Annotated in this window: 22 protein-coding genes; 7 read left to right on the top strand and 15 right to left on the bottom strand. The window is 70.9% G+C overall.

Annotated elements, in window-relative coordinates:
- Window positions 1-85: 85 nt before the first annotated feature.
- Window positions 86-319 (bottom strand): hypothetical protein, encoded by a 234-nt coding sequence (locus ACIP4Y_RS15120; RefSeq protein WP_401392808.1) that lies wholly within the window; start codon window positions 317-319, stop codon window positions 86-88.
- Complete coding sequence (locus ACIP4Y_RS15115; protein ID WP_401392805.1) at window positions 316-1,227, bottom strand: SPFH domain-containing protein; 912 nt, start codon at window positions 1,225-1,227, stop codon at window positions 316-318. Before ACIP4Y_RS15115 ends, ACIP4Y_RS15120 begins: the two co-directional genes overlap by 4 nt.
- Window positions 1,228-1,443: 216 nt before the next feature.
- On the opposite strand from ACIP4Y_RS15115, the gene ACIP4Y_RS15110 reads away from it, so the two are divergent.
- On the top strand, window positions 1,444-3,783 hold the full coding sequence (locus ACIP4Y_RS15110) for a transglycosylase domain-containing protein (RefSeq protein ID WP_401392803.1): 2,340 nt from the start codon (window positions 1,444-1,446) through the stop codon (window positions 3,781-3,783).
- A gap of 57 nt (window positions 3,784-3,840) precedes the next feature.
- Here the strand turns inward: ACIP4Y_RS15110 and ACIP4Y_RS15105 are convergent, their stop codons facing one another.
- The 4 genes from ACIP4Y_RS15105 to ACIP4Y_RS15090 all read right to left on the bottom strand — a co-directional run bounded on the left by ACIP4Y_RS15105 (window position 3,841) and on the right by ACIP4Y_RS15090 (window position 10,358).
- The gene (locus ACIP4Y_RS15105; protein ID WP_401392800.1) at window positions 3,841-5,946 is read right to left on the bottom strand and encodes a SpoIIE family protein phosphatase; all 2,106 of its coding nucleotides are present in this window, start codon (window positions 5,944-5,946) and stop codon (window positions 3,841-3,843) included.
- 262 nt (window positions 5,947-6,208) lie between these two features.
- On the bottom strand, window positions 6,209-6,898 hold the full coding sequence (locus ACIP4Y_RS15100) for a DUF402 domain-containing protein (RefSeq protein ID WP_401392797.1): 690 nt from the start codon (window positions 6,896-6,898) through the stop codon (window positions 6,209-6,211).
- 83 nt (window positions 6,899-6,981) lie between these two features.
- Window positions 6,982-8,367 (bottom strand): class II fumarate hydratase, encoded by a 1,386-nt coding sequence (locus tag ACIP4Y_RS15095; protein WP_401392794.1) that lies wholly within the window; start codon window positions 8,365-8,367, stop codon window positions 6,982-6,984.
- A gap of 320 nt (window positions 8,368-8,687) precedes the next feature.
- The gene (locus ACIP4Y_RS15090) at window positions 8,688-10,358 is read right to left on the bottom strand and encodes a fumarate hydratase (RefSeq protein WP_401392791.1); all 1,671 of its coding nucleotides are present in this window, start codon (window positions 10,356-10,358) and stop codon (window positions 8,688-8,690) included.
- A 145-nt stretch (window positions 10,359-10,503) separates the two neighbouring features.
- On the opposite strand from ACIP4Y_RS15090, the gene ACIP4Y_RS15085 reads away from it, so the two are divergent.
- Together ACIP4Y_RS15085 and ACIP4Y_RS15080 are read left to right on the top strand one after the other, a co-directional pair.
- Window positions 10,504-11,193 carry a DUF1707 domain-containing protein gene (locus tag ACIP4Y_RS15085; RefSeq protein ID WP_401392788.1) on the top strand — a complete coding sequence of 230 codons (690 nt, stop codon included), beginning with the start codon at window positions 10,504-10,506 and terminating at the stop codon, window positions 11,191-11,193.
- Window positions 11,194-11,316: 123 nt separating this feature from the next.
- Window positions 11,317-11,694 carry a WhiB family transcriptional regulator gene (locus ACIP4Y_RS15080; protein ID WP_208034030.1) on the top strand — a complete coding sequence of 126 codons (378 nt, stop codon included), beginning with the start codon at window positions 11,317-11,319 and terminating at the stop codon, window positions 11,692-11,694.
- A 75-nt stretch (window positions 11,695-11,769) separates the two neighbouring features.
- Here ACIP4Y_RS15080 and glpX read toward each other — a convergent pair whose 3' ends face one another.
- On the bottom strand, window positions 11,770-12,804 hold the full coding sequence (gene glpX, locus ACIP4Y_RS15075; RefSeq protein WP_401392785.1) for a class II fructose-bisphosphatase: 1,035 nt from the start codon (window positions 12,802-12,804) through the stop codon (window positions 11,770-11,772).
- Between the two features lie 128 nt (window positions 12,805-12,932).
- Between glpX and ACIP4Y_RS15070 the strand changes: the two genes are divergently transcribed.
- On the top strand, window positions 12,933-13,460 hold the full coding sequence (locus tag ACIP4Y_RS15070) for a DUF4245 domain-containing protein (protein ID WP_401392782.1): 528 nt from the start codon (window positions 12,933-12,935) through the stop codon (window positions 13,458-13,460).
- Between the two features lie 70 nt (window positions 13,461-13,530).
- Here the strand turns inward: ACIP4Y_RS15070 and ACIP4Y_RS15065 are convergent, their stop codons facing one another.
- From ACIP4Y_RS15065 to xseA, 3 genes are all read right to left on the bottom strand, one after another.
- Window positions 13,531-14,121, bottom strand: a complete 591-nt coding sequence (locus ACIP4Y_RS15065; protein ID WP_358639232.1) for a malonic semialdehyde reductase — start codon at window positions 14,119-14,121, stop codon at window positions 13,531-13,533.
- Between the two features lie 146 nt (window positions 14,122-14,267).
- Window positions 14,268-14,498: an exodeoxyribonuclease VII small subunit gene (locus ACIP4Y_RS15060; protein WP_401392778.1), complete on the bottom strand. Its 231-nt coding sequence runs from the start codon at window positions 14,496-14,498 to the stop codon at window positions 14,268-14,270.
- The gene (gene xseA / locus ACIP4Y_RS15055; RefSeq protein WP_401392775.1) at window positions 14,495-15,703 is read right to left on the bottom strand and encodes an exodeoxyribonuclease VII large subunit; all 1,209 of its coding nucleotides are present in this window, start codon (window positions 15,701-15,703) and stop codon (window positions 14,495-14,497) included. Before xseA ends, ACIP4Y_RS15060 begins: the two co-directional genes overlap by 4 nt.
- 345 nt (window positions 15,704-16,048) lie before the next feature.
- Here xseA and ACIP4Y_RS15050 point away from each other — a divergent pair, with 345 nt between their 5' ends.
- Window positions 16,049-17,056 (top strand): 4-hydroxy-3-methylbut-2-enyl diphosphate reductase, encoded by a 1,008-nt coding sequence (locus ACIP4Y_RS15050; RefSeq protein WP_401392772.1) that lies wholly within the window; start codon window positions 16,049-16,051, stop codon window positions 17,054-17,056.
- Between the two features lie 29 nt (window positions 17,057-17,085).
- Window positions 17,086-17,832 carry a polyphosphate--glucose phosphotransferase gene (gene ppgK, locus ACIP4Y_RS15045; RefSeq protein ID WP_401392769.1) on the top strand — a complete coding sequence of 249 codons (747 nt, stop codon included), beginning with the start codon at window positions 17,086-17,088 and terminating at the stop codon, window positions 17,830-17,832.
- An 86-nt stretch (window positions 17,833-17,918) separates the two neighbouring features.
- Here the strand turns inward: ppgK and ACIP4Y_RS15040 are convergent, their stop codons facing one another.
- A complete protein-coding gene (locus ACIP4Y_RS15040; RefSeq protein WP_401392766.1) occupies window positions 17,919-18,455 on the bottom strand; it encodes a DUF6542 domain-containing protein in 537 nt (178 codons plus the stop codon).
- Between the two features lie 185 nt (window positions 18,456-18,640).
- Between ACIP4Y_RS15040 and ychF the strand changes: the two genes are divergently transcribed.
- Window positions 18,641-19,729: a redox-regulated ATPase YchF gene (ychF, locus tag ACIP4Y_RS15035; RefSeq protein WP_358639216.1), complete on the top strand. Its 1,089-nt coding sequence runs from the start codon at window positions 18,641-18,643 to the stop codon at window positions 19,727-19,729.
- Window positions 19,730-19,864: 135 nt separating this feature from the next.
- Here the strand turns inward: ychF and ACIP4Y_RS15030 are convergent, their stop codons facing one another.
- The 4 genes from ACIP4Y_RS15030 to ACIP4Y_RS15015 all read right to left on the bottom strand — a co-directional run bounded on the left by ACIP4Y_RS15030 (window position 19,865) and on the right by ACIP4Y_RS15015 (window position 21,764).
- Window positions 19,865-20,128, bottom strand: a complete 264-nt coding sequence (locus tag ACIP4Y_RS15030; RefSeq protein WP_401392762.1) for a type II toxin-antitoxin system RelE/ParE family toxin — start codon at window positions 20,126-20,128, stop codon at window positions 19,865-19,867.
- On the bottom strand, window positions 20,121-20,390 hold the full coding sequence (locus ACIP4Y_RS15025) for a type II toxin-antitoxin system Phd/YefM family antitoxin (protein WP_401392759.1): 270 nt from the start codon (window positions 20,388-20,390) through the stop codon (window positions 20,121-20,123). Before ACIP4Y_RS15025 ends, ACIP4Y_RS15030 begins: the two co-directional genes overlap by 8 nt.
- Before the next feature lie 135 nt (window positions 20,391-20,525).
- The gene (locus ACIP4Y_RS15020; RefSeq protein ID WP_401392756.1) at window positions 20,526-21,107 is read right to left on the bottom strand and encodes a Uma2 family endonuclease; all 582 of its coding nucleotides are present in this window, start codon (window positions 21,105-21,107) and stop codon (window positions 20,526-20,528) included.
- Between the two features lie 3 nt (window positions 21,108-21,110).
- Window positions 21,111-21,764, bottom strand: a complete 654-nt coding sequence (locus ACIP4Y_RS15015; RefSeq protein WP_401392753.1) for a DUF402 domain-containing protein — start codon at window positions 21,762-21,764, stop codon at window positions 21,111-21,113.
- Window positions 21,765-21,833 lie beyond the last annotated feature (69 nt).

Below are 21,833 nucleotides of genomic sequence, written 5' to 3'. Positions count from 1 at the left end.
TCTACACACGGTGTATACGCGGGGTGTATACGAGCCGTGCAGGGATCGTGGCAGGCGGTGCGGCCCCGCAGGTGGGGGCCGATTGTCACGGTTCCGACACAGGCGGCCGGCCGCGCCGCGGCAGCGGACCGGTGTCCTTCGGCAGCCGCCCCGCCTCCGCCAGCGCCTTGCGCAGTAGGAACTCGATCTGGGCGTTCGCCGATCGCAGCTCGTCCCCGGCCCACCGCGCCAGCGCCTCGTACACCGACGGGTCCAGCCGCAGCAGCACCTGCTTGCGCTGCTGCGGCCGGCGCCGCGGGGTGTTGGCGGGGTCCGTCACTGGTAGAGGGTCCCGGTGTTGAGGACCGGCTGCGGCGCCCGGTCCCCGCACAGCACCACCATCAGGTTCGACACCATCGCCGCCTTCCGCTCGTCGTCCAGGTCCACGATGTCCGCCTCCGCGATCCGGGCCAGCGCCGCCTCGACCATCCCCACGGCGCCGTCCACGATCTGCCGCCGGGCCGCGACGACCGCGCCCGCCTGCTGCCGCTGGAGCATCGCCGAGGCGATCTCGGGAGCGTACGCGAGATGCGTGAAGCGGGACTCGATGATCTCCACGCCGGCCGCCTCGACCCGTACCTGCAGCTCGACGGCCAGCTTCTCGGTGATCTCCTCGGCGTTGCCGCGCAGCGACAGGCCGTCCTCGTCGTGGGCGTCGTACGGGTACTCGATCGCGATGTGCCGCACGGCCGTCTCGGTCTGCGTGGCGACGAACTCCGCGAAGTCGTCCACCTCGAAGGTGGCCTGCGCGGTGTCCTGGACCTTCCACACCACGACCGCGGCCAGCTCGATGGGGTTGCCGTAGGCGTCGTTGACCTTCAGTACGGCCGTCTCGTGGTTGCGCACCCGGGTGGAGATCCGGGTCCGTGAGGTGAAGGGGTTCACCCAGCGCAGGCCGTCCTGCCGGATCGTGCCCCGGTAGCGCCCGAAGAGCTGGACGACCCGGGCCTCGCCCGGCGCGACCGTGTTCAGACCGCGCATTCCGATGACGGACGCGAGCAGGACGACCACACCCGCGACGATGAGTCCGCCCTCGGCGCCGGAGGAGTGCGCCGCCCCGGAGGCCCCGAACAGCGCGATCGCGGTGCCGAGCCCGATGAGGCCGAGCAGCAGGGCGAGCCCGCCGCCGATGCTGTGGGCGGTGAACTCGCGGACCCGTGGGGCGGGCATCTCGGGTATGTCGGACATGGGTGTTCCCCCCGTTGTCGTAGCGCCTAGCTCTGTTCTAGCTAAGTGATATCACTTTAACGCACCGAGCAACCCTGTACCAGTGAATGCCGTCGGTTCCGATGGGGCGGGTGCTGATTGTCACGTCCGTAAAAGAACGGATCGGACGCCCTTTGTCATATAGGGGGGTGTTAGCTTTCGGAGCTGACCCCGAGACGGAAGCGAGCGTAGGGACTCATGGGACGAGCGGAAGAGAGACGAGCGCGACAGCGCGGTGGCCGCCGCGCGGCGCCCAGGCGCCGCCGCCCCCTACCCGTCGAGGCGGGCGGCCCCGCGGCGGCCGCACAGCCCGCTGCGGCCGGCAAGCCCGCCAAGAGCCTCATACGCCGGATCTTCGGCTGGAAGAAGATCCTCGGCACCTTCTTCGGGGTGTGCCTGCTGGGCATCCTGGGCTTCATCGGCCTGTACCTGTACGTGGACGTCCCCGAGGGCAACGCCGCCGCCCAGCAGCAGAGCAACGTCTACAAGTTCAGTGACGGAACGATTCTGGCCCGCAAGGGCGAGGTCAACCGCGAGATCGTCGACCTGTCCAAGGTGCCCCGCAAGGTCCAGCTGACCTTCGTGGCGGCGGAGAACAAGAGCTTCTACCACGACTCCGGCGTCGACTTCCGCGGCACCGCCCGCGGCCTGATCAACACGCTGTCCGGCAAGGGCAAGCAGGGCGGCTCCACGATCACCCAGCAGTACGTCAAGAACTACTACCTGAACCAGGACCAGACCGTCACGCGCAAGCTGAAGGAACTGGTCATCTCGCTCAAGGTGGACCGCGAGAAGACCAAGGACGACATCCTCGCCGGCTACATCAACACCAGCTACTACGGCCGCAACGCCTACGGCATCCAGGCCGCCGCCCAGGCCTACTACCACGTGGACGCAGAGGACCTCTCCGTCGCCCAGGGCGCCTACCTCGCGGCCCTGCTCCAGGCCCCCAGCCAGTACGACTGGGCCGTCGCCACGAAGACCGGCAAGCGGCTGGTCCAGCAGCGCTGGAACTACGTCCTGGACAACATGGTCGAGGAGGGCTGGCTCTCCAAGGCCAAGCGGGACGGCCTGCACTTCCCCTACCCCAAGGAGCCCAAGGGCGCCCCCGGCCTCGGCGGGCAGAAGGGCTACCTGGTCGAACTCGCCAACCAGCAGCTGGAACAGCAGCTCATGGCGCAGGAGGGCCTGACCCCCTCCCAGGCGGAGAACGCGGTCATCGACAAGGGCTGGACCATCACCCTCAACATCGACCGGAAGAAGCAGTCCGCGCTGGAGCGGGCCGTCAAGACCCAGCTGACCAGCAAGCTGGACCCGAAGAAGCGCAAGGTCGACGGCGACATCCAGGCCGGCGCCGTCTCCGTCGACCCCAAGACGGGCAGGATCGTCGCGCTCTACGGCGGCCAGGACTACTACAAGCACTACTTCGACAACGCCACCCGCCGGGACTACCAGCCCGCCTCGACGTTCAAGCCGGTGATCCTCGCCGCCGCCCTGGAGCAGAACGCCACCACCCAGGACGGCAAGCCGATCACCGCGAACACCGTCTACGACGGCACCAGCCGCCGCCAGGTCCTGGACCACGGCTCCCCGGTCGGCTTCGCCCCGCCGAACGAGGACGACGTCGACTACGACAAGATCACCGTGCAGCAGGCCATGAACAAGTCCGTCAACTCCGTCTTCGCGCAGATGGGCGTGGACGTGGGGATGGACAAGGTGATGAGCACCGCGGGCAAGCTCGGCATGGACACCGAGGGCATGCAGGCGGTGCCCGCCCAGACCCTCGGCTCGATGGGCGCCAGCCCGCTGGAGATGGCCGGGATCTACGCCACCTTCGCCAACCACGGCTACAAGGTGACCCCGACGATCATCAAGTCGGCCGAGAACAAGGGCCGTTCCGTGGAGATGCCCAACCCGGTCGGCGGCTCCGTGATCAGCCGCACCGCCGCCGACACGGTCACCTCGGTGCTCACCGGCGTGGTGGACGACGGCACGGCCCAGGAGTCGGTCGCGGGCAACCCGCTGCGCGGCGGCCAGCAGGTCGCGGGCAAGACCGGTACCTCCGACGAGAACAAGTCGGCCTGGTTCACCGGCTACACGCCGACCCTGGTCACCTCCGTGGGGCTGTTCGGCGAGGACCCGAAGACCAAGGCCCACGTGTCCATGAAGGGCGCGACCGGCCTGCTCAAGCCCCCGGGACGGATCAACGGCGGTGGCTACCCGGCAAAGATCTGGGCCGCGTACACCTTCGGCGTCACGGACAAGGCGAGGTTCGACCTGAACACCACGCAGGGCGCGGCCGTCGCGCCCGTCGAGACGCCGACGTGGACGCACACGCCGACCCGGACGCCGTCGCAGACGCCGACCAGCGAGCCGCCGACGTCCCAGTCGCCGTCCCAGACGCCGTCGCAGACGCCGTCCCGGACCCCGAGCCAGACCCCGCCCACGCAGACACCGCCGACCCAGACCCCGACGAGCCGGCCGCCGACGACCGAGATCACTCCGGAGAACCCGCTCGACCCGCAGGACGACCAGTAGGCACAGCAGGAAGGGCGCCCGGTGCACACCGGGCGCCCTTCCCGTGCCGTACCGGGCTCAGCCGCGGTTCAGCTCGAACCACACCACCTTGCCGGTGCTCAGCCGGGTCGCGCCCCAGCGCCGGGCCAGCCGGTTGACCAGGTACAGGCCGCGCCCGCCCTCGTCCGTGGCCCGGGCCTGCCTGAGCCGCGGCAGCTGCGGCACGTCGTCGCCGACCTCGCAGCGCAGCACGTCCGTGCGCAGCAGCCGCAGCGTCACCGGCCGCGACGCGTACCGTACGGCGTTCGTCACGACCTCGCTGACCAGCAGCTCCACCGAGTCCGTCAGCTCCTCCAGGTCCCAGCGGGCGAGCGCCCGCCGGGCCAGCCGGCGGGCCTGGCCCGGGGCGGAGTCCTCCGGCTCCAGCGTCCAGTAGGCGACATCGCTCGGCGCGATCCCGTCGAACCGGGCCGCGAGCAGCGCGATGTCGTCGTCCCGGTCGCCCGGGCCGAGCATGTCCAGCACCTCGTCGCACAGCGCTTCCAGCGGCGGCGGATGATCCGGGCCGGTCAGCTGCGCGGTCGCGGCCAGCTTCTCCCGCAGCTGCTCTATGCCCGTCCACACGTCCCGCAGCCGGGACTCCACCAGACCGTCGGTGTACAGCAGCAGGGTGCCCCCGGCGGGCGCGTCCAGCTCCACCGCCTCGAAGTCGACCCCGCCGACGCCGATCGGCGCGCCCGGCGGCACCCGCAGCACCTCGGCCCGGCCGCCCAGGTGCAGCAGGACGGGCGGCGGATGGCCGGCGTTGGCGATCGTGATGCGGTGCGTCACCGGGTCGTAGACGGCGTACAGGCAGGTCGCCATGCGGTCGGTGCCCAGGCGCTGCGCCTGCTCGTCCAGGTGGTGCAGCACCTCCTGCGGCGGCAGGTCGAGCCCCGCCAGCGTCTGCGCGGTCGTGCGCAGCTGGCCCATGATGGCCGCCGAGGTCATCGAGTGGCCCATCACGTCGCCGACGACCAGCGCGACCCGGCTGCCGGGCAGCGGGATCGCGTCGTACCAGTCGCCGCCGACCCGCGCGGTCTCGGCCGCCGGCAGATAGCGGGACGCCAGCCGGACCCCGGTCGGGCGGGGCAGCGTCTCGGGCAGCATGGTGCGCTGCAGCTCGTCGGCGATGTACGCCTCCCGCCCGTACAGCACCGCCTTGTCGATGCCGAGCGCGCTGTGCGTGGCCAGCTGCGCTGCCACCAGCAGATCGTCCGCCTCGAAGGCGAGCCGGTCCGGGCGGCGCAGGAACAGGGCCGCGCCGATCACCCGGCGCCGGCCGCGCAGCGGCGCGAGGATCGCGTGCTGCCCGCCCGGTACGACCGTCTCGCCGCCCTCGCCGAGCAGCTCCGGCAGGGCGGCCCGGGCGGCGGGCGCGTCGGCGAACACCGGCCGCACTCCGCGCAGCACCTCGTTCAGCGCGCCGCCCGGCCGCACCTCGCACAGCTCGGTGGTCAGCGACGACAGGTCCGCCAGCACGGACGGCTCCGGATCCGGGTCGAACGCCGGTGGCAGCAGCACCCCGTCGGTGTCCCGCTCCTGAGGTATCCGGTCGGTACGGCGCAGCCGCAGTACCACCGGACCGCTGGGCCGCTCGTCGCCGACCGGCAGCGGTTCGCGCAGATAGACCAGGATCGCGTCGGAGAACGTCGGCACGGTGGCCCGGCACAGCCCCATCACGATCTCGTCCAGGTCGAGCCCGCGGGCGATCCGCCGGGTGGCCGCGCCCACGAAGCGGAGCCGGTCCCCGTCCCGCCGCATCGGCATCGGCCGCCCCGGCGGCAGCCCCCGCCCGGTACGGCGCTCCTCACCGCCCGGTGTCCGCTCCTGCTCGGCGCCGGGCTGGGCCGGGATGGCCTCCGGCGCGGGGCGCGGGCGGTGCGCGTCGGGTTCGGTGGTGGCGGGCTGGGAGTGCTCGGGGCCGTTGACTGGGAGCTCCTTCCCCTTGCCGTCCGTTCCCTGGCCGCAGGGCGTGGCCGTGCCCGGGCCGGAGGGCGGTCCGTCGGCCCGGGCCTGCGCGGGTAAGGCCGGGTTGCCGAGGTGTTGCGCGGGCTGCTCCGGGGCACGCAGGAGAGCCCCGCGGGCCTCCGCGGGGTCGACGCCCGGCTGGGGGCGTTCGTAGGAGGTGGGCTGCTCCGTCACGCGTGTCGCATCCATCCGTCCGGGGCTGTGCGCCGGGTGTACCGGGCGCGCAGTTGGTCCCGCCGAAATGCCGATACCCGCAATACGTGCCCCGGGAACGGATTTCCCGCGGGGCAGGCCTTCCTGGTGGTGCCCTGGTACCCCTCGCTCACGTCCTGCCGCCCCTCGGTGACGATCGGTCAAGCCCGGCTCATGCTCCGGAAGTTACGCGCCCTTGCGGAGGACGATCCTACGTTTCTTGCCTGGGGGCGCATCAAGGGTCTCATGAGGACAGATGCGCGGGAGTACGGTGCCAGTCCTCGGGGAGAGAAGGTACCGCCCAGGACGGGTCCGGGCGCCAGTGCTGCCAGCCGTCCGCGAACGGCGACCCCCACGCGCGGATCACCTCCACCGCCTCCCGTCCGGCCGCCCGCACCCGCTCGGCGGTCGCCGCGTCCATCAGCCCGTCCCGCTGGGCCTGCGCGAACTCGTCCTCGTCCCGCCAGTGCCACGTCCGGTCCGGGTGCACCGAGATGTCCAGGAAGTGGTCCTCGGAGTCCACCCCGCCCGCCCAACGGGCCAGTGGCCGCTCCAGGTTGACGTACCAGTTCTTGAACCGCCAGCCCGGCTCCCAGAACAGCCACACCGACCACGGCCGGCCGGGCTCGGCCACCTTCAGCACGCCGGTGCCGAACCAGCGGTCCCGCTGGACGGTGCGCGGCTTGGTGTAACGGGACTCCAGCGGCTCCAGGTGCACGGGCGTACCGTCGGCCAGGACCGGCTTCACGCACTCGGTCCCGGGGGCGAGCCACACCGCCAGCAGCTCCGCGTCGTCACGTACGACGGTGACGGGCCGGGCGATGTGGAAGTGCTCGCCGCCGTTCTCCCGGTAGCGCCACAGGATGTGCGTCCCGGGGGTCCAGTACGTCCCGGCTCCCGCCGTCACTCGTGTCACCCGTCCGTCGTCCGTCATGGACAGATATTAGGTGCCACGGGCATACGACGCTGCGGTGCGCGTCACCCGGTGCGCACCTGGCCGGAAAGGTTCGCTCGCGGTTACGGGCGCGTCATCCGCAGGACATCCAGCGCCGCGTCGAGCTGTTCCAGCGTCAGGTCGCCGCGCTCCACGTACCCGCTCTCCAGGACGACTTCGCGGATCGTCTTGCGCTCGGCGAGGGACTTCTTGGCGACCTTCGCGGCCTCCTCGTAGCCGATGTACTTGTTCAGCGGGGTCACCACCGAGGGCGACGACTCGGCGTACTCGCGGGCGCGTTCGCGGTCGGCGGTGATGCCGTCGATCGTGCGGTCGGCCAGCAGCCGCGAGACGTTGGCGAGCAGCCGGACCGACTCCAGGACGTTCTTGGCGATGACCGGGAGCATGACGTTCAGTTCGAAGTTGCCGGCGGCGCCCGCGGTGGTGATGGTGGCGTCGTTGCCGATCACCTGGGCGGCGACCATCAGCACGGCCTCCGGGACCACCGGGTTGACCTTGCCCGGCATGATCGAGGAGCCGGGCTGGAGGTCGGGCAACCGGATCTCGGCGAGGCCGGTGCGCGGCCCGGAGGACATCCAGCGCAGATCGTTGGCGATCTTCGTCAGGCCGACCGCGATGGTCCGCAGCTGCCCGCTGGCCTCCACGATGCCGTCCCGGGCACCCTGCGCCTCGAAGTGGTCGCGGGCCTCGGTCAGCGGCAGCCCGGTGGCCCGGGCGACCTCCTCGATGACGGCGGCGGAGAACCCGGGCGGGGTGTTGATGCCGGTGCCGACCGCCGTGCCGCCCAGCGGCAGTTCGGCGAGGCGCGGCAGGGAGGCCCTGAGGCGCTCGACGCCGTAGCGCACCTGGGCCGCGTACCCGCCGAACTCCTGGCCGAGCGTCACGGGGGTGGCGTCCATCAGATGGGTCCGGCCCGACTTCACCACGTCCGCGAACTCCTCGGACTTGCGCTCCAGGGAGGCGGCGAGGTGCTCCAGGGCCGGGATCAGGTCGTGGGTGACGGCGGCGGTGGCCGCGATGTGGATCGAGGACGGGAAGACGTCGTTCGACGACTGCGAGGCGTTGACGTGGTCGTTGGGGTGCACGTCCCGGCCGAGCCGCTCGGTCGCGAGCGTGGCGACGACCTCGTTGGTGTTCATGTTGGACGAGGTGCCGGAGCCGGTCTGGAACACGTCCACCGGGAAGTGTTCGTCCCACTTGCCCGCGGCGACCTCGCCTGCCGCCTCCTGGATCGCCTCGGCCACGTCCTTGTCCAGCACGCCCAGCTCGGCGTTGACCTTCGCCGCCGCCGCCTTGATGCGGGCCAGCGCCTCGATGTGGGCCCGCTCGATGCGCTGGCCGGAGATGGGGAAGTTCTCCACGGCACGCTGCGTCTGGGCCCGCCACTTGGCCTCCGCGGGGACGCGTACCTCACCCATGGAGTCGTGCTCGATCCGGTATTCGCTCATACCCGTATAGCGATCGGAAGGCCGGCGATGTTCCGGGCCCTGGTCCACCCGGGGGGTGACCCTTCCGAGGCGCCCCGGCCGCCCGCCCCTGTGCTCACCGGGGGCGGGCGTCCGTCACGGGGTCAGGCGAGGCCCGGCCCCCGCACCGGGATCGTCGTGAACGTCGGCCGCGGGCCGGGTGTTCGAGGACGAGGGCCGGTTCAGGGCCGAAGCGGGGTCTGGGGGCGCAGCCCCAGCGGGGTCGAAGGGGCGGAGCCCCTGGGGGACGGGACGGGTACGGGCGGCGGGGGCGGCATTCCTCCCCCGCCGCGCCGTAGGTACTACGCCAGGCCCGGTCCCCGGACCGGAATCGACGTGAACGTCGGCTGCGGCGCGGGATCCTGGAAGAAGTCGTTGCCCTTGTCGTCCACCACGATGAACGCCGGGAAGTCCTCGACCTCGATCTTCCAGACCGCCTCCATGCCCAGCTCCTCGTACTCCAGGACCTCCACCTTCTTGATGCAGTCCTGGGCGAGGCGGGCGGCCGGGCCGCCGATGGAGCCGAGGTAGAAGCCGCCGTGCGCGGCACACGCGTCGGTGACCTGCTTGCTGCGGTTGCCCTTGGCGAGCATCACCTTGGAGCCGCCCGCGGCCTGGAACTGCTCGACGTAGGAGTCCATGCGGCCGGCGGTGGTCGGGCCGAAGGAGCCGGAGGCGTAGCCCTCGGGGGTCTTCGCCGGACCCGCGTAGTACACCGGGTGGTCCTTCAGGTACTGCGGCATCTCCTCGCCCGCGTCCAGCCGCTCCTTGATCTTGGCGTGCGCGATGTCACGGGCCACGACCAGCGGACCGGTCAGCGACAGGCGGGTCTTCACCGGGTACTTGGTCAGCTCGGCGAGGATCGTGTCCATCGGCTGGTTCAGGTCGATCTTCACCACGTCGGACGCCTCGTCGAGGTGCTCGTCCGTGGTGTCCGGCAGGAAGCGCGCCGGGTCCTTCTCCAGCTGCTCCAGGAAGACGCCCTCGGCGGTGATCTTCGCGACGGCCTGGCGGTCGGCCGAGCAGGAGACGGCGATCGCGACCGGGCAGGACGCGCCGTGCCGCGGGAGGCGGACCACACGCACGTCGTGGCAGAAGTACTTGCCGCCGAACTGCGCGCCGATGCCGATCTTCTGGGTCAGCTCGAAGACCTTCTGCTCCAGCTCCTTGTCCCGGAAGCCGTGGCCGAGTGCGGAGCCCTCCGCCGGGATCTCGTCCAGGTAGTGAGCGGAGGCGTACTTCGCGGTCTTCAGCGCGTACTCGGCGCTGGTGCCGCCGACGACGATCGCCAGGTGGTACGGCGGGCAGGCGGCCGTACCGAGCGAACGGATCTTCTCCTCCAGGAACTTCATCATGGAGGCCTCGTTGAGGACTGCCTTCGTCTCCTGGTACAGGAAGGACTTGTTCGCGGAGCCGCCGCCCTTCGCCATGAACAGGAACTTGTACGCGCCGCCGTCGGTGGCGTACAGCTCGATCTGCGCGGGCAGGTTGGAGCCGGTGTTCTTCTCCTCCCACATGGTGAGCGGAGCCATCTGCGAGTAGCGCAGGTTCAGCTTGGTGTAGGCGTCGTAGATGCCGTGGCTGAGCGCCTCCTCGTCGCGGCCCGCCGTCAGCACGTTCTGGCCGCGCTTGCCCATCACGATCGCGGTGCCGGTGTCCTGGCACATGGGCAGCACGCCGGCCGCCGCGATGTTCGCGTTCTTCAGCAGGTCGAGCGCGACGAACTTGTCGTTGCTCGACGCCTCCGGGTCGTCGATGATCCGGCGGAGCTGGGCGAGGTGCGCCGGGCGCAGGTAGTGCTGGATGTCGTGGATGGCCTCCTCGGCCAGCTTGCGCAGTGCCTCCGGCTCCACCTTGAGGAACGTCCGCCCGTCCGGTCCCTCGACGGTGGACACGCCCTCGGACGTCACCAGCCGGTACGGGGTGGTGTCCTCGCCCTGGGGGAGCAGATCGGTGTACGCGAACTCAGGCATCTCAGCCCATTCCTCACTCTGACGGACGGCCGCCCGCCGACGCTGGCGAGCCTCCCCAGGGTAGAACCTGCCGCCGACGGCGAACCTGTGAGGTAAGGCTCAGTCAGGGGTATCGCGATCTATCGTGTTTGGGTACCCTGCTGCCGTGGACCTTCAGAAGCAGAACGCACCCACGCCCGCAGCCGAGCTGCGCGCCTCCGACGCCGACCGCGACCGGGTCGCCGACATCCTCCGCGAGGCCCTCGCCGAGGGCCGGCTGACCGCCGACGAGCACGCCGAGCGCGTGGACGGGGTGCTGCACGCCAAGACGGTGGGCGAACTGGAGGTCTTCATCCGGGACCTGCCCGCCGGCCACCGGCGCCCCGCCGGGCCCGCGTCCATGCCCGCCCCGCCGCGCCCCAGCCCGGGCGCGATCCCGGCCGAGGCGGACGCCAACGTGGTGGCGGTGTTCAGCAGCGCCATGCGCCGGGGCCGCTGGCGGGCCGGACGCCGGCTGCACGCGTACGCCGTCTTCGGCAGCGTCGAGATCGACCTGAGCGAGGCGGTCTTCGAGTACCAGCAGGTGGTGATCAGGGCCGTCTCCGTCTTCGGCGACGTCCAGATCCGCGTCCCGGAGAACGTCTCGCTGCGCGGCACCGGGGGCGGTGTGCTCGGCAACTTCGAGGTCGGCCCGCTCGACTCGGCCGACCCCGAGGCGCCGGTGGTCTACGTCGACGGCTGGGCCGTCCTCGGCAACGTGGAGGCGCGGGCCAAGCGGGGCAAGCTGGTGGCCGACATCCTGGAGCGCGTCCACGACAAGGTCGACCGCAAGCTGCGCAGACACCTGGGGCACTGACGCCGGGGGCGTGAGCGACGCGCCGCGCGCCTGCGGATGGGAACGCTGTGCATAGGCGCGCGCACAGCGGGTAGGCCTTGCTGCATCGTCTCTCGCTCGCGAAGCCGTCGTCAGGAGTAGACCGTGCTGCAACCGCCGCATTCGTCCCTGCAGGTAGCTGCCGTTCCGGCCCAGCGGGTGCCAGCGCGAGACAGGGATCAAGACGCACCCTGGCACACCGAGGCGGTGTGCCGGCGCGACGAGGCCGGTCTGTTCTTCGCCCCGTCGAAGGAACCGACCGCCGCCCGGCTGTCCCGCGAAGAGGCGGCCAAGCGGGTCTGTTCCCGCTGCCCGGTCATGGTCGAGTGCCGCGAACACGCACTCCTGCAGCCCGAGCCCTACGGCGTCTGGGGCGGCCTCACGGCAGCCGAACGCCGGGTGGTGCTGGCGCGGCGCCGCAGGCGCGAGATGGAACTGAAGAAGGCGGCACGCGCGACGGCGGCGAACCGCATAGCGGGCTGAGAAGCCGGACAAGGAGCGCCCTCTCCGCACAGAGGGCGCTCCTGTGATGCGGGGGCGCGGGACGCCCCGCAGGGCCTACTTGGCCCGGTCGAAGTCGATCGCGCTGTAGGCCCGCAGCTTGCTCAGCCGGTGCTCGGAATAGATCCTCCGCACGGTCCCCGACTTCGACCGCATCACGATCGACTCGGTGAGCGCGGTCTCCGAGCGGTACTGCACGCCCCGCAGCAGCTCCCCGTCGGTGATGCCGGTCGCGACGAAGAACACGTTCTCCCCGGACACCAGGTCGTCGGTGGTGAGCACGCGGTCCAGGTCGTGCCCCGCGTCGATCGCCCGCTGCCGCTCCTCGTCGTCCTTGGGCCACAGCTTGCCCTGGATGGTGCCGCCCAGACACTTCACGGCGCAGGCCGAGATGATGCCCTCCGGCGTGCCGCCGATGCCGAGCAGCAGGTCGACGCCGGTGCCCTCGCGCAGCGCGTACACCGAGCCGGCGACATCGCCGTCCGAGATCAGCTTGATGCGCGCGCCGGCCTCCCGGACCTCACGGATCAGGCCCTCGTGCCGCGGCCGGTCCAGGATGACGACGGTCACGTCCTCCGGCGCGGACCGCTTGGCCTTCGCGATCCGGCGGATGTTCACCTCGACGGGCGCGTTGATGTCGACGAAGTCGGCCGCCTCGGGGCCGGTGACCAGCTTGTCCATGTAGAACACGGCGGACGGGTCGAACATGGCGCCGCGCTCGGCGGCGGCCAGCACGGCGATCGCGTTCGGCATGCCCTTGGCCGTGAGCGTGGTGCCGTCGATCGGGTCGACGGCGATGTCGACCTCGGGGCCGGTGCCATCGCCCACCTGCTCCCCGTTGAAGAGCATCGGGGCCTCGTCCTTCTCGCCCTCGCCGATGACGACCACGCCGTTCATCGACACGGTCGAGACGAGGGTCCGCATGGCGCGCACCGCGGCGCCGTCGGCGCCGTTCTTGTCACCGCGCCCCACCCAGCGGCCCGCGGCCATCGCGGCGGCTTCGGTCACCCGGACGAGTTCCAGGGCGAGGTTGCGGTCGGGAGCTTCGGAGGGAACATCGAGCTCGGACGGCAGGTGATGATTTTCGGTCATCGGAGCGCACCTTTCTGATACGACGACGGCCGGATGAGGGTATTGGACCCTGACTCTATCGCCGGACAGACAAAATGAGCAGGGGACCCCACGGATGAGCGCATGGGACACCTGCGACGATAGAGGGCGTGGCAGGTTCGAACGGCAAGCAGAAGACGGCCCGGGACATGGTTCTCTCCCTGGCCCTGATCGGCATCGCGGCGGCGGTCGTCTACTTCCTCACCATCCCGCACGACGATCACGCACCCGACCTCAAGCGGGTCGACTACCGGGTCGAGCTGCTCACGGCCCGCCGTGCGGCGAGCTACCCGGTGGCCGCGCCCGAGGGGCTGCCGAGTACCTGGAAGGCGACCTCCGTACGCTTCCAGGGCGAGAACTCCGACCGCTGGCACCTCGGCTTCCAGACCCCGGGCGGCCAGTACGTGCAGGTCGAGCAGTCCACGCAGAAGCGTGCCGACTTCATCGACCAGGCCAGCCAGGGCGGCTCGGCGACGAAGCGGACCGAGACGATCGACGGCCGCACCTGGACCCGCTGGACCGGCGGCCGGTACGACGCCCTGGTCCTGCAGAACACCCCCGGCTCCACCACGGTGGTGGCCGGCACCGGCTCCTTCGAGGAGCTGACGACGATGGCGGCCGCGCTGAAGATGGAGTGACCCGCACCGTCCGCGCGCACGCGAAGAGGCCCCCGGCGGTTGCCGGGGGCCTCTTGCCGTGCGGATCCGCTCAGACGGTCGTGACGACGTCCTCGTACGCCAGGCGCGGCGAGCGCGGGAACCAGGCGTCCGGGCCCGGCTTGCCGATGTTGACGACCATCAGCGGGGTGTGGTCGTCGTCCAGGAATTCCTTGCGGACGCCCTCGAAGTCGAAGCCGGTCATCGGGCCGGCGGCGAGGCCCGCGGCACGGACGCCGATGATGAAGTAGGCGGCCTGCAGCGCGGCGTTCAGCGCGGCGGCGCCCTCACGGGCCGGACGCTCGCTGAAGAAGAGGTCCGCGGCCTGCGGGAAGTGCGGGAAGAGGGCCGGCAGCTCCTCGTGGAACTCGTTGTCCGCGGAGAGGATCGCGACCAGCGGGGCGGCGGCCGTCTTCGGCTGGTTGCCCTCGGCCATGTGCTTCACCAGGCGCTCACGTGCCTCGGGGGAGCGGACCAGGGTGATGCGCAGCGGGCTCTGGTTGAAGGCGGTCGGGCCGTACTTGACCAGGTCGTAGATCGCCTGGACCTGCTCCTCGGTCACCGGCTCGTCGGTGAAGGTGTTCGCGGTGCGGGCCTCACGGAACAGCAGGTCCTGGGCGGCGGGGTCAAGAACGAGAGACATGCGTGGACTTCCTGGTAGACGTCTTGATCCGACGTACCGGACCGCGGTCCGGATCGGCTGACGGGACGACACTACGCCAGCGAAGTTCAACCTTCAACAAAAGCCGGGCCGCGGTGACCCGCCTCACAGCCGACGGGGCCGGGCGCCTACTCGGCGCTCTCCTCCTCTTCCGCCTCCTCCTCGGCCAGCGCCGCGTCCAGCCGCGCGCGGGCGCCCTCCAGCCAGCGCCGGCACACCTTGGCCAGCTCCTCGCCGCGCTCCCACAGCGCCAGGGACTCCTCCAGCGTCGTACCGCCCGCCTCCAGCCGCCGTACCACCTCGATCAGCTCGTCCCGCGCCTGCTCGTACGAGAGCGCCTCGTCCACCTTGCTCGTCATTCGCTCACCTTCACTGTGAATTCACCGTCGGCGACGCGGGCCCGCAGCGCCTCGCCCGCCGTCACCTCTGCCGGACCGCGCACCACGTGCCCGTCCGCCCGCTGGAGCACCGCGTAACCGCGCTGGAGCGTCGCGGCGGGGGAGAGGGCCACCACGCGCGCGTGCGTGTGCGTCAGCTCCGAGTCCGCGCGGTCCAGCAGATGCCCCAGGGTCCGCCGGCCGCGCTCCAGCAGCGAGACCACATGGTCGGCGCGCTCGTCGAGCATCCGGTGCGGATCCTCTATCGAGGGCCGCGCCAGCGCGTGCGCCAGCCCGCGCTCCTCCCGCTCCAGATACGCGTTCATGCAGCGCCGCGCCCGGTCCCGCAGCATCCGCACCCGCTCCAGCTCCTCGCCGACGTCCGGTACGACCTTCTTCGCCGCGTCCGTCGGCGTGGACGCGCGCAGGTCGGCGACATGGTCCAGCAGCGGGTTGTCCGGCTCGTGCCCGATCGCGGACACCACGGGCGTGCGGCACTCGGCCACGGCCCGCACCAGCTGCTCGTCGGAGAACGGCAGCAGATCCTCGACGCTGCCGCCGCCGCGCGCGACGATGATCACGTCCACCTCGTCGATCGCGTCCAGCTCCTTGACGGCCTGCACCACCTGGGGCACGGCGTGCACCCCCTGCACGGGCACGTTGCGCACCTCGAAGCGGACGGCGGGCCAGCGGTGCCGGGCGTTCTCCAGCACGTCCCGCTCCGCGGCGGAGGCCCGGCCGCACACCAGCCCGATCAGCTGCGGCAGGAACGGCAGCGGCTTCTTCCGCTCCGGCGCGAACAGGCCCTCGGCCGCGAGCGCCTTCTTCAGCTGCTCCAGCCGGGCCAGCAGCTCACCGACGCCGACCGGCCTTATCTCGGCGGCCCGCAGGGAGAGCTGGCCCCGGGGGGCGTACCACTCCGGCTTCGCCAGGACGACGACACGGGCGCCCTCGCCGACGACGTCCGCGACCGCGTCGAAGACCTGGCGGTAGCAGGTCACGCTGACCGAGATGTCGTACGACGGGTCGCGCAGCGTGAGGAACACGACGCCGGCGCCGGGGCGGCGCGACAGCTGCGTGATCTGTCCTTCCACCCACACCGCGCCGAGCCGGTCGATCCATCCCCCGATCAGACGGGAGACCTCGCCTACGGGGAGCGGGGTTTCGGGAGAGGTGTTCACAGCCATGCGGCGAGCCTAACGGCCGGTGCCGACAGTGCGGCTGCGCGCCGTAGAGAGGCTCGGTGCGTTGCCGGGTGCGGGTGGGTGCGGGGCTGGTCGCGCAGTTCCCCGCGTCCCTGAGGAGCTGCGGCGAGCCGCGCGTGCATCGTGCCGCAGCTCAGCTGCCAAGGACGTCCCGCCGCCCCCGCTGCCCCACCGGCACCAGCAAGCCGATCACCAGCCAAGCGGCACCGACGACCCGCGCCACCCCCGCGGCCTCCACGACGACCGGCAGCTGAACGCGGTGAACGCCATGGCGGTGCGCGGGCACGCGATCTCCGGGCCCCCGAACGCGGCCTTACGATGGGACGCATGACCGCTTCGTCTGGCCGCCGTGTCCTGCTCGCCGCCCCCCGGGGCTACTGCGCCGGCGTGGACCGCGCCGTGATCGCCGTCGAAAAAGCCCTGGAGCAGTACGGGGCCCCGATCTACGTCCGGCACGAGATCGTCCACAACAAGTACGTCGTGCAGACCCTGGAGAAGAAGGGCGCCGTCTTCGTCGAGCGCACGGAGGAGGTGCCGCCCGGCAACATCGTCATGTTCTCGGCGCACGGCGTGGCCCCCGTGGTGCACGAGGAGGCCCGGCAGGGCCGGCTCGCCACCATCGACGCCACCTGCCCCCTGGTCACGAAGGTCCACAAGGAAGCCGTCCGGTACGCGGGCGAGGACTACGACATCCTCCTGATCGGCCACGAGGGCCACGAGGAGGTCATCGGCACCTCCGGCGAGGCCCCCGACCACATCCAGCTGGTCGACGGCCCCGCGGACGTCGACAAGGTCGAGGTCCGCGACCCGTCGAAGGTCGTCTGGCTCTCCCAGACCACCCTCTCCGTGGACGAGACCATGGAGACCGTCGACGCCCTGAAGACGAAGTTCCCCGGGCTGGTCTCCCCGCCCAGCGACGACATCTGCTACGCCACGCAGAACCGGCAGCTCGCCGTGAAGCAGATGGGCGCCGAGGCCGAGCTGGTCATCGTCGTCGGCTCGCGCAACTCCTCCAACTCCAAGCGGCTGGTCGAGGTCGCCAAGCTCGCCGGCGCCCGCGAGGCCTACCTGGTGGACTTCGCCAGCGAGATCGACGAGGCCTGGCTGGAGGGCGTGACCACGGTCGGCGTCACCTCCGGGGCCTCCGTGCCGGAGGTGCTGGTCGAGCAGGTGCTGGAGTGGCTCGCCGAGCGCGGTTACGCGGACGTGGAGCTGGTCAAGGCCGCCGAGGAGTCGATCACCTTCTCGCTGCCCAAGGAACTCCGCCGTGACCTGCGCGAGGAGGCGGCGGCCCTGGTCGCCCAGCGCGGCGGAAGCGGTACACCCGAGGCGTGACCGTCGGTGGCCCGTCGTAACGTGGAGCCATGCAGATCTTCGGCGTGGACATCGGCGGATCCGGGATCAAGGGTGCCCCAGTGGATCTGGACCGGGGAGACCTGGCCCAGGAGCGCTGCAAGGTGCTCACCCCGCACCCGGCGACGCCCGACGGCGTGGCCGACGGGGTCAAGCAGGTCGTGGACCACTTCGGCTGGACCGGCCCGGTCGGGCTGACCTTCCCCGGAGTGGTCACCGGCGGCGCTACGGTCCGTACGGCGGCGAACGTCGACAAGAGCTGGATCGACACGGACGCGCGCGCGTTGTTCAGCGGCAGACTCGGCGGCCTCCCGGTGACCGTGGTCAACGACGCGGACGCGGCGGGCGTCGCCGAGATGGAGTTCGGCGCCGGGCGCGGCCGCCGGGGCACGGTGATCCTGCTCACCTTCGGCACGGGCATCGGCAGCGCCGTCTTCGTGGACGGCACCCTGCTCCCGAACACCGAGCTGGGCCACCTGGAGCTGAGCGGCCACGACGCGGAGAAGCGCGCCTCCAGCAAGGCCAAGGAGGACCACGACCTCAGCTGGGAGCAGTGGGCCCACCGCGTCCAGAAGTACCTGGCCCATGTCGAGATGCTGTTCTCCCCCGAGCTGTTCATCATCGGCGGCGGCGTCAGCCGCAAGGCCCACAAGTTCCTGCACCTCATCGAGGACATCAGGGCCGAGATCGTCCCCGCGCAGCTGCAGAACAACGCGGGGATCGTGGGGGCGGCGATGAGAGCGGCCCAGCACGCCTGAGGCCGCCCTCGGTCCTGGGCGGCGCTCGCGCGAGGAGGGGCCGGCCCCGTGGCGTCGGCTCCCTCCTCCGGCCGGCCGGGCCGACGTCAGCCTCGTCGGCGGCGGCGCTGTACCCAGCGCACCCGGCGGACGAGCACGATCAGCCCGGCGGTGAGCGTCCCGCCGTACAGCCACCCCGCCTGGGTGGCGAGGCCGGTGACCAGGCCCAGCATGCGGCCGAGCAGCCCCCCGCCGCCGTCGGCGACCGGCAGCAGGCCCACGGCGAAGGCGATCGGTGCGACGACGGGCGCGGTCAGCACGTCCCCGGCGCGCACCCACAGTGCGGTCAGCACGCACACCGGCACGAACAGCACGCCGTAGGCCGTGAGGGACGCGCCGAACAGCAGCTGGTCCAGGAAGCCGAGCAGGAACATCGCCGCGGCGCAGAACAGCCCGCTGCCGAGTCCGGTCAGCCGGGGGCTCGGCAGCCGGAGGGCCGCCGGGCCGGGCCGCACCCCGCCCACCGGCCGGGCGGGCCGGCGCCCGCCGCCCGGCCGGCGCCGTGCCTGCGGCGGCAGCGGGGGCGAGGAGGGCGTGCCGCGTCGCGGTCCGTCGTTCGAGGGTCGCGTTCTGTGTTGCTCCACAGGGACCAACCTAGGTCTGTTTATGTGCCCAATCGGCCCCCAGACACGCCGGTGGCGGGAGCTTGGCCGGGCGTTCGACGCTCCCGCGAGGCGGGCGCCCGGGACGCCGTAAACTGGTGGATCGGCCAGTGTCGGTCTCTGGCCCCTGGCAGCCCCTGGCCCACTCAACTACGGGAAGTCGCAACGTGTCGCTCACGATCGGAATCGTCGGCCTGCCCAATGTCGGCAAGTCGACCCTGTTCAACGCCCTGACCAAGAACGACGTGCTGGCGGCCAACTACCCGTTCGCCACGATCGAGCCCAACGTCGGTGTGGTCGGCGTGCCCGACGCCCGCCTCGCCCAGCTGGCCTCGGTCTTCAAGTCGGAGCGCATCCTTCCGGCCACGGTCGACTTCGTCGACATCGCCGGCATCGTGCGCGGCGCCTCCGAGGGCGAGGGCCTGGGCAACAAGTTCCTCGCGAACATCCGTGAGTCCGACGCGATCTGCCAGGTCATCCGCGCCTTCAAGGACGAGAACGTCGTCCACGTCGACGGCAAGGTCTCGCCGAAGGACGACATCGAGACGATCAACACCGAGCTGATCCTCGCCGACCTCCAGACCATCGAGAAGGTCCTGCCCCGGCTCCAGAAGGAGTCGCGGATCAAGAAGGACATCGCACCCAAGGTCAAGGCGGTCGAGGAGGCCAAGGAGATCCTGGAGAAGGGCGACACGCTCTTCGCGCACGGCATCGTCCAGGGCAGCGAGCGCGCCGAGCTGCTGCACGACCTGCACCTGCTCACCACCAAGCCCTTCCTCTACGTCTTCAACGTCGACGAGGACGAGCTGGTCGACGAGGACTTCAAGAACGAGCAGCGCGCCCTGGTCGCCCCGGCCGAGGCGATCTTCCTCAACGCGAAGCTGGAGGCCGACCTCGCCGAGCTGGACGAGGAGGAGGCCCTGGAGCTGCTCCAGTCCGTCGGCCAGGACGAGCCCGGCCTCGCCACTCTCGCCCGCGTCGGCTTCAACACCCTCGGCCTCCAGACGTACCTGACGGCGGGCCCCAAGGAGTCCCGCGCCTGGACGATCAAGAAGGGCGCCACGGCCCCCGAGGCGGCCGGTGTCATCCACACCGACTTCCAGAAGGGCTTCATCAAGGCCGAGGTCATCTCCTTCACCGACCTGATGGAGGCCGGCTCGGTCACCGAGGCCCGCGCCAAGGGCAAGGCCCGCATGGAGGGCAAGGACTACGTGATGCAGGACGGCGACGTGGTGGAGTTCCGCTTCAACGTGTGAGCGGATGAAATAACACCACGTCGCTCGGCGTGGCAAACATGCAGGTCAGGAGGGGCCGGACTCGTGAGAGTCCGGCCCCTCCGTCCATCCCGTGCTGGATCGGTGCTGGATCTTCTGACCCGACGTCAGGCGTGCTCAGGTGTCGTACACAGTGGAGCGATGCCCGACGTGCACGACCCACACCACCAGCGCGCCGTTGTCGATCGTGTAGACCACGCGGTAGTCGCCTACCCGTAGGCGGCGCCGGTCGGGCTGGGAGACGAGGGCCGTGGTGTTGAAGCCCGTAGGGTCGCTCTCCAGCTCAGTCAGCTTGGCCAGAATTCGGAGGGCCGTGTCTCGCGGGACCTTGCGGAGCTCGGCCTGAGCCTCGGGTCGGAAGACGGTGCGGTACTCACTCACTGCGTGCCAGCGTCTCCCTCATGATGTCCTCGATCGGGATGCCGGGGGCCCGGTTGGCCATGCGCTCGTCGATGAGCCGGTTGATCTCGCGCTCTTCCCATTCCTGGTACTTGCGCAGCACCTCGATGGAGACGACGGCGGCGACCTGCTTGCCGCGTCGGGTGATCACGGTGGGGAGGTCATCCCGGTCGGCTCGCTCCACGACCTCGGCGAGGTGCGCCCGGACATCGCGAATGGACTCTATGGGCAGTGGCTGCGTCATGCGCTCAAGAGTACCGAATGTCTCATGTGTACACAATGGCTCATGGCTGCTCTGGGGTGCTGGGTCAACCGCCCGCGGATCGGCGGAGGCCGGACCCCGTCGGGTCCGGCCTCCGCCGCGTTCCCGTCCCGGCTCCTAGCCGTCCCGCCGGGGGACGAGCTTGTCGAGATCCAGGCTGATCTCGAACGGGACCGGGCGCTTCAGGGTGCCCCGGAAGATGCCGGCGGGTGCGTAGGCGCCGGTCGGCCCGTCGAGTTCGTAGACGTGCACGACGGGGGCGCCGCCCTCGTCCTCGATGCACCAGTAGTGCGGGATGCCCGCCTGCGCGTACTTGCGGAGCTTGACCGTGCGGTCCCGGTGCGCGGACTCCGGGGAGGCCACCTCGATCACGAGCCGTACCTCCTCCGGTGTGAACCAGGTGCGGTCTCCGTCGTAGTCGGCCGTCGTCAACAGCAGGTCCGGTTCCGGCCGGTTCCGTTCGTCGAGCCTTATGGTCATCTCACGGCCGACCCTGACGTCGCCGGGCGCCTGCTCCATCAGGGCGACGGTGAGCATGGTGACGAGGTGGCCGTGCCACCACCGCTGGGGCGACATCATGAAGACGAGGGCTCCGTCGATCAGCTCGGTGTGGCGTGGTGCCTCGGGGAGGCGGTCCAGGTCCTCCGCGAACCAGCCTTCCTCGCGCGGCGGGCGCATCCAGTCGGGCAGTGCGGTCATGGGTCAACGGTAGCCATTCGACGGGACCCGGGCCACGAGATCGTCAACAGGTCGCGCCGACTCGGCCAGCGTCTGCGGCACGCGTTCCGGAACGGTCCAGGCCGGATCCGGGTGCCAGCGGGACCAGGCCGGGTCCCACCACGGCTCGCCCCGGTCGAGGGCGCGTGCCAGCTCACGGGCCGCCTCGCGTACCCGGCCGGCCTCGCCCTCGGCGAAGCCGCCCGCCGCCGCCCGGCTCTCGAAGTGGTCGACGTCCTTCCAGCGGTAGGGGCCGCCGTCGCCGGGCACCCGGATGTCGAGTTCGAGGTCGAGGGTGTCGATCCCGAGGGTCGTCCTGCGGAACGGCCGCTGGAAGTTGACGTACCAGTCGTGACGGGAGCGGTCGTCGTTCCAGAAGACCCACACCGCGTACAGGTCGCCGGGCCGCTGCAGCTGGAGCACCCCGGGCGACTGCCACGTGTCCGCGACGGCCTGCCAGGGATGCGGCCCCCAGGAGAACGGATCCGAGCCGAACGTCATGGGCGTGCGCTGTGCCATGTACAGCGCCAACAGCTCGTCGCTGTCCTCCACCACGCGCACGGGGTAGGTGATCCAGGGCCGGTCGTCGAGCACCTCGCGACGCACGATGACCTGTCCGGGAGAGAAGCGTTCCGTCATGCCCGTACAGAAGCACATCGCCCCGAACGGGGTGCGATTCCGCGGCCGTTAGAGTGGCCGTAGTTCATG

Source organism: Streptomyces sp. NPDC088810 (assembly GCF_044750305.1).
Lineage (GTDB): Bacteria > Actinomycetota > Actinomycetes > Streptomycetales > Streptomycetaceae > Streptomyces.
This window is presented reverse-complemented; position numbering and strand designations above follow the sequence as displayed.

What these genes read in the sequence shown, in the direction of transcription:
- ACIP4Y_RS15115 (WP_401392805.1), bottom strand. Translation starts at nt 1,227, where the DNA reads ATGTCCGACATACCCGAGATGCCCGCCCCACGGGTCCGCGAGTTCACC.
- ACIP4Y_RS15110 (WP_401392803.1), top strand. Translation starts at nt 1,444, where the DNA reads ATGGGACGAGCGGAAGAGAGACGAGCGCGACAGCGCGGTGGCCGCCGC.
- ACIP4Y_RS15100 (WP_401392797.1), bottom strand. Translation starts at nt 6,898, where the DNA reads ATGACGGACGACGGACGGGTGACACGAGTGACGGCGGGAGCCGGGACG.
- ACIP4Y_RS15095 (WP_401392794.1), bottom strand. Translation starts at nt 8,367, where the DNA reads ATGAGCGAATACCGGATCGAGCACGACTCCATGGGTGAGGTACGCGTC.
- ACIP4Y_RS15090 (WP_401392791.1), bottom strand. Translation starts at nt 10,358, where the DNA reads ATGCCTGAGTTCGCGTACACCGATCTGCTCCCCCAGGGCGAGGACACC.
- glpX (WP_401392785.1), bottom strand. Translation starts at nt 12,804, where the DNA reads ATGACCGAAAATCATCACCTGCCGTCCGAGCTCGATGTTCCCTCCGAA.
- ACIP4Y_RS15065 (WP_358639232.1), bottom strand. Translation starts at nt 14,121, where the DNA reads ATGTCTCTCGTTCTTGACCCCGCCGCCCAGGACCTGCTGTTCCGTGAG.
- ACIP4Y_RS15060 (WP_401392778.1), bottom strand. Translation starts at nt 14,498, where the DNA reads ATGACGAGCAAGGTGGACGAGGCGCTCTCGTACGAGCAGGCGCGGGAC.
- xseA (WP_401392775.1), bottom strand. Translation starts at nt 15,703, where the DNA reads ATGGCTGTGAACACCTCTCCCGAAACCCCGCTCCCCGTAGGCGAGGTC.
- ACIP4Y_RS15050 (WP_401392772.1), top strand. Translation starts at nt 16,049, where the DNA reads ATGACCGCTTCGTCTGGCCGCCGTGTCCTGCTCGCCGCCCCCCGGGGC.
- ppgK (WP_401392769.1), top strand. Translation starts at nt 17,086, where the DNA reads ATGCAGATCTTCGGCGTGGACATCGGCGGATCCGGGATCAAGGGTGCC.
- ACIP4Y_RS15025 (WP_401392759.1), bottom strand. Translation starts at nt 20,390, where the DNA reads ATGACGCAGCCACTGCCCATAGAGTCCATTCGCGATGTCCGGGCGCAC.
- ACIP4Y_RS15020 (WP_401392756.1), bottom strand. Translation starts at nt 21,107, where the DNA reads ATGACCGCACTGCCCGACTGGATGCGCCCGCCGCGCGAGGAAGGCTGG.
- ACIP4Y_RS15015 (WP_401392753.1), bottom strand. Translation starts at nt 21,764, where the DNA reads ATGACGGAACGCTTCTCTCCCGGACAGGTCATCGTGCGTCGCGAGGTG.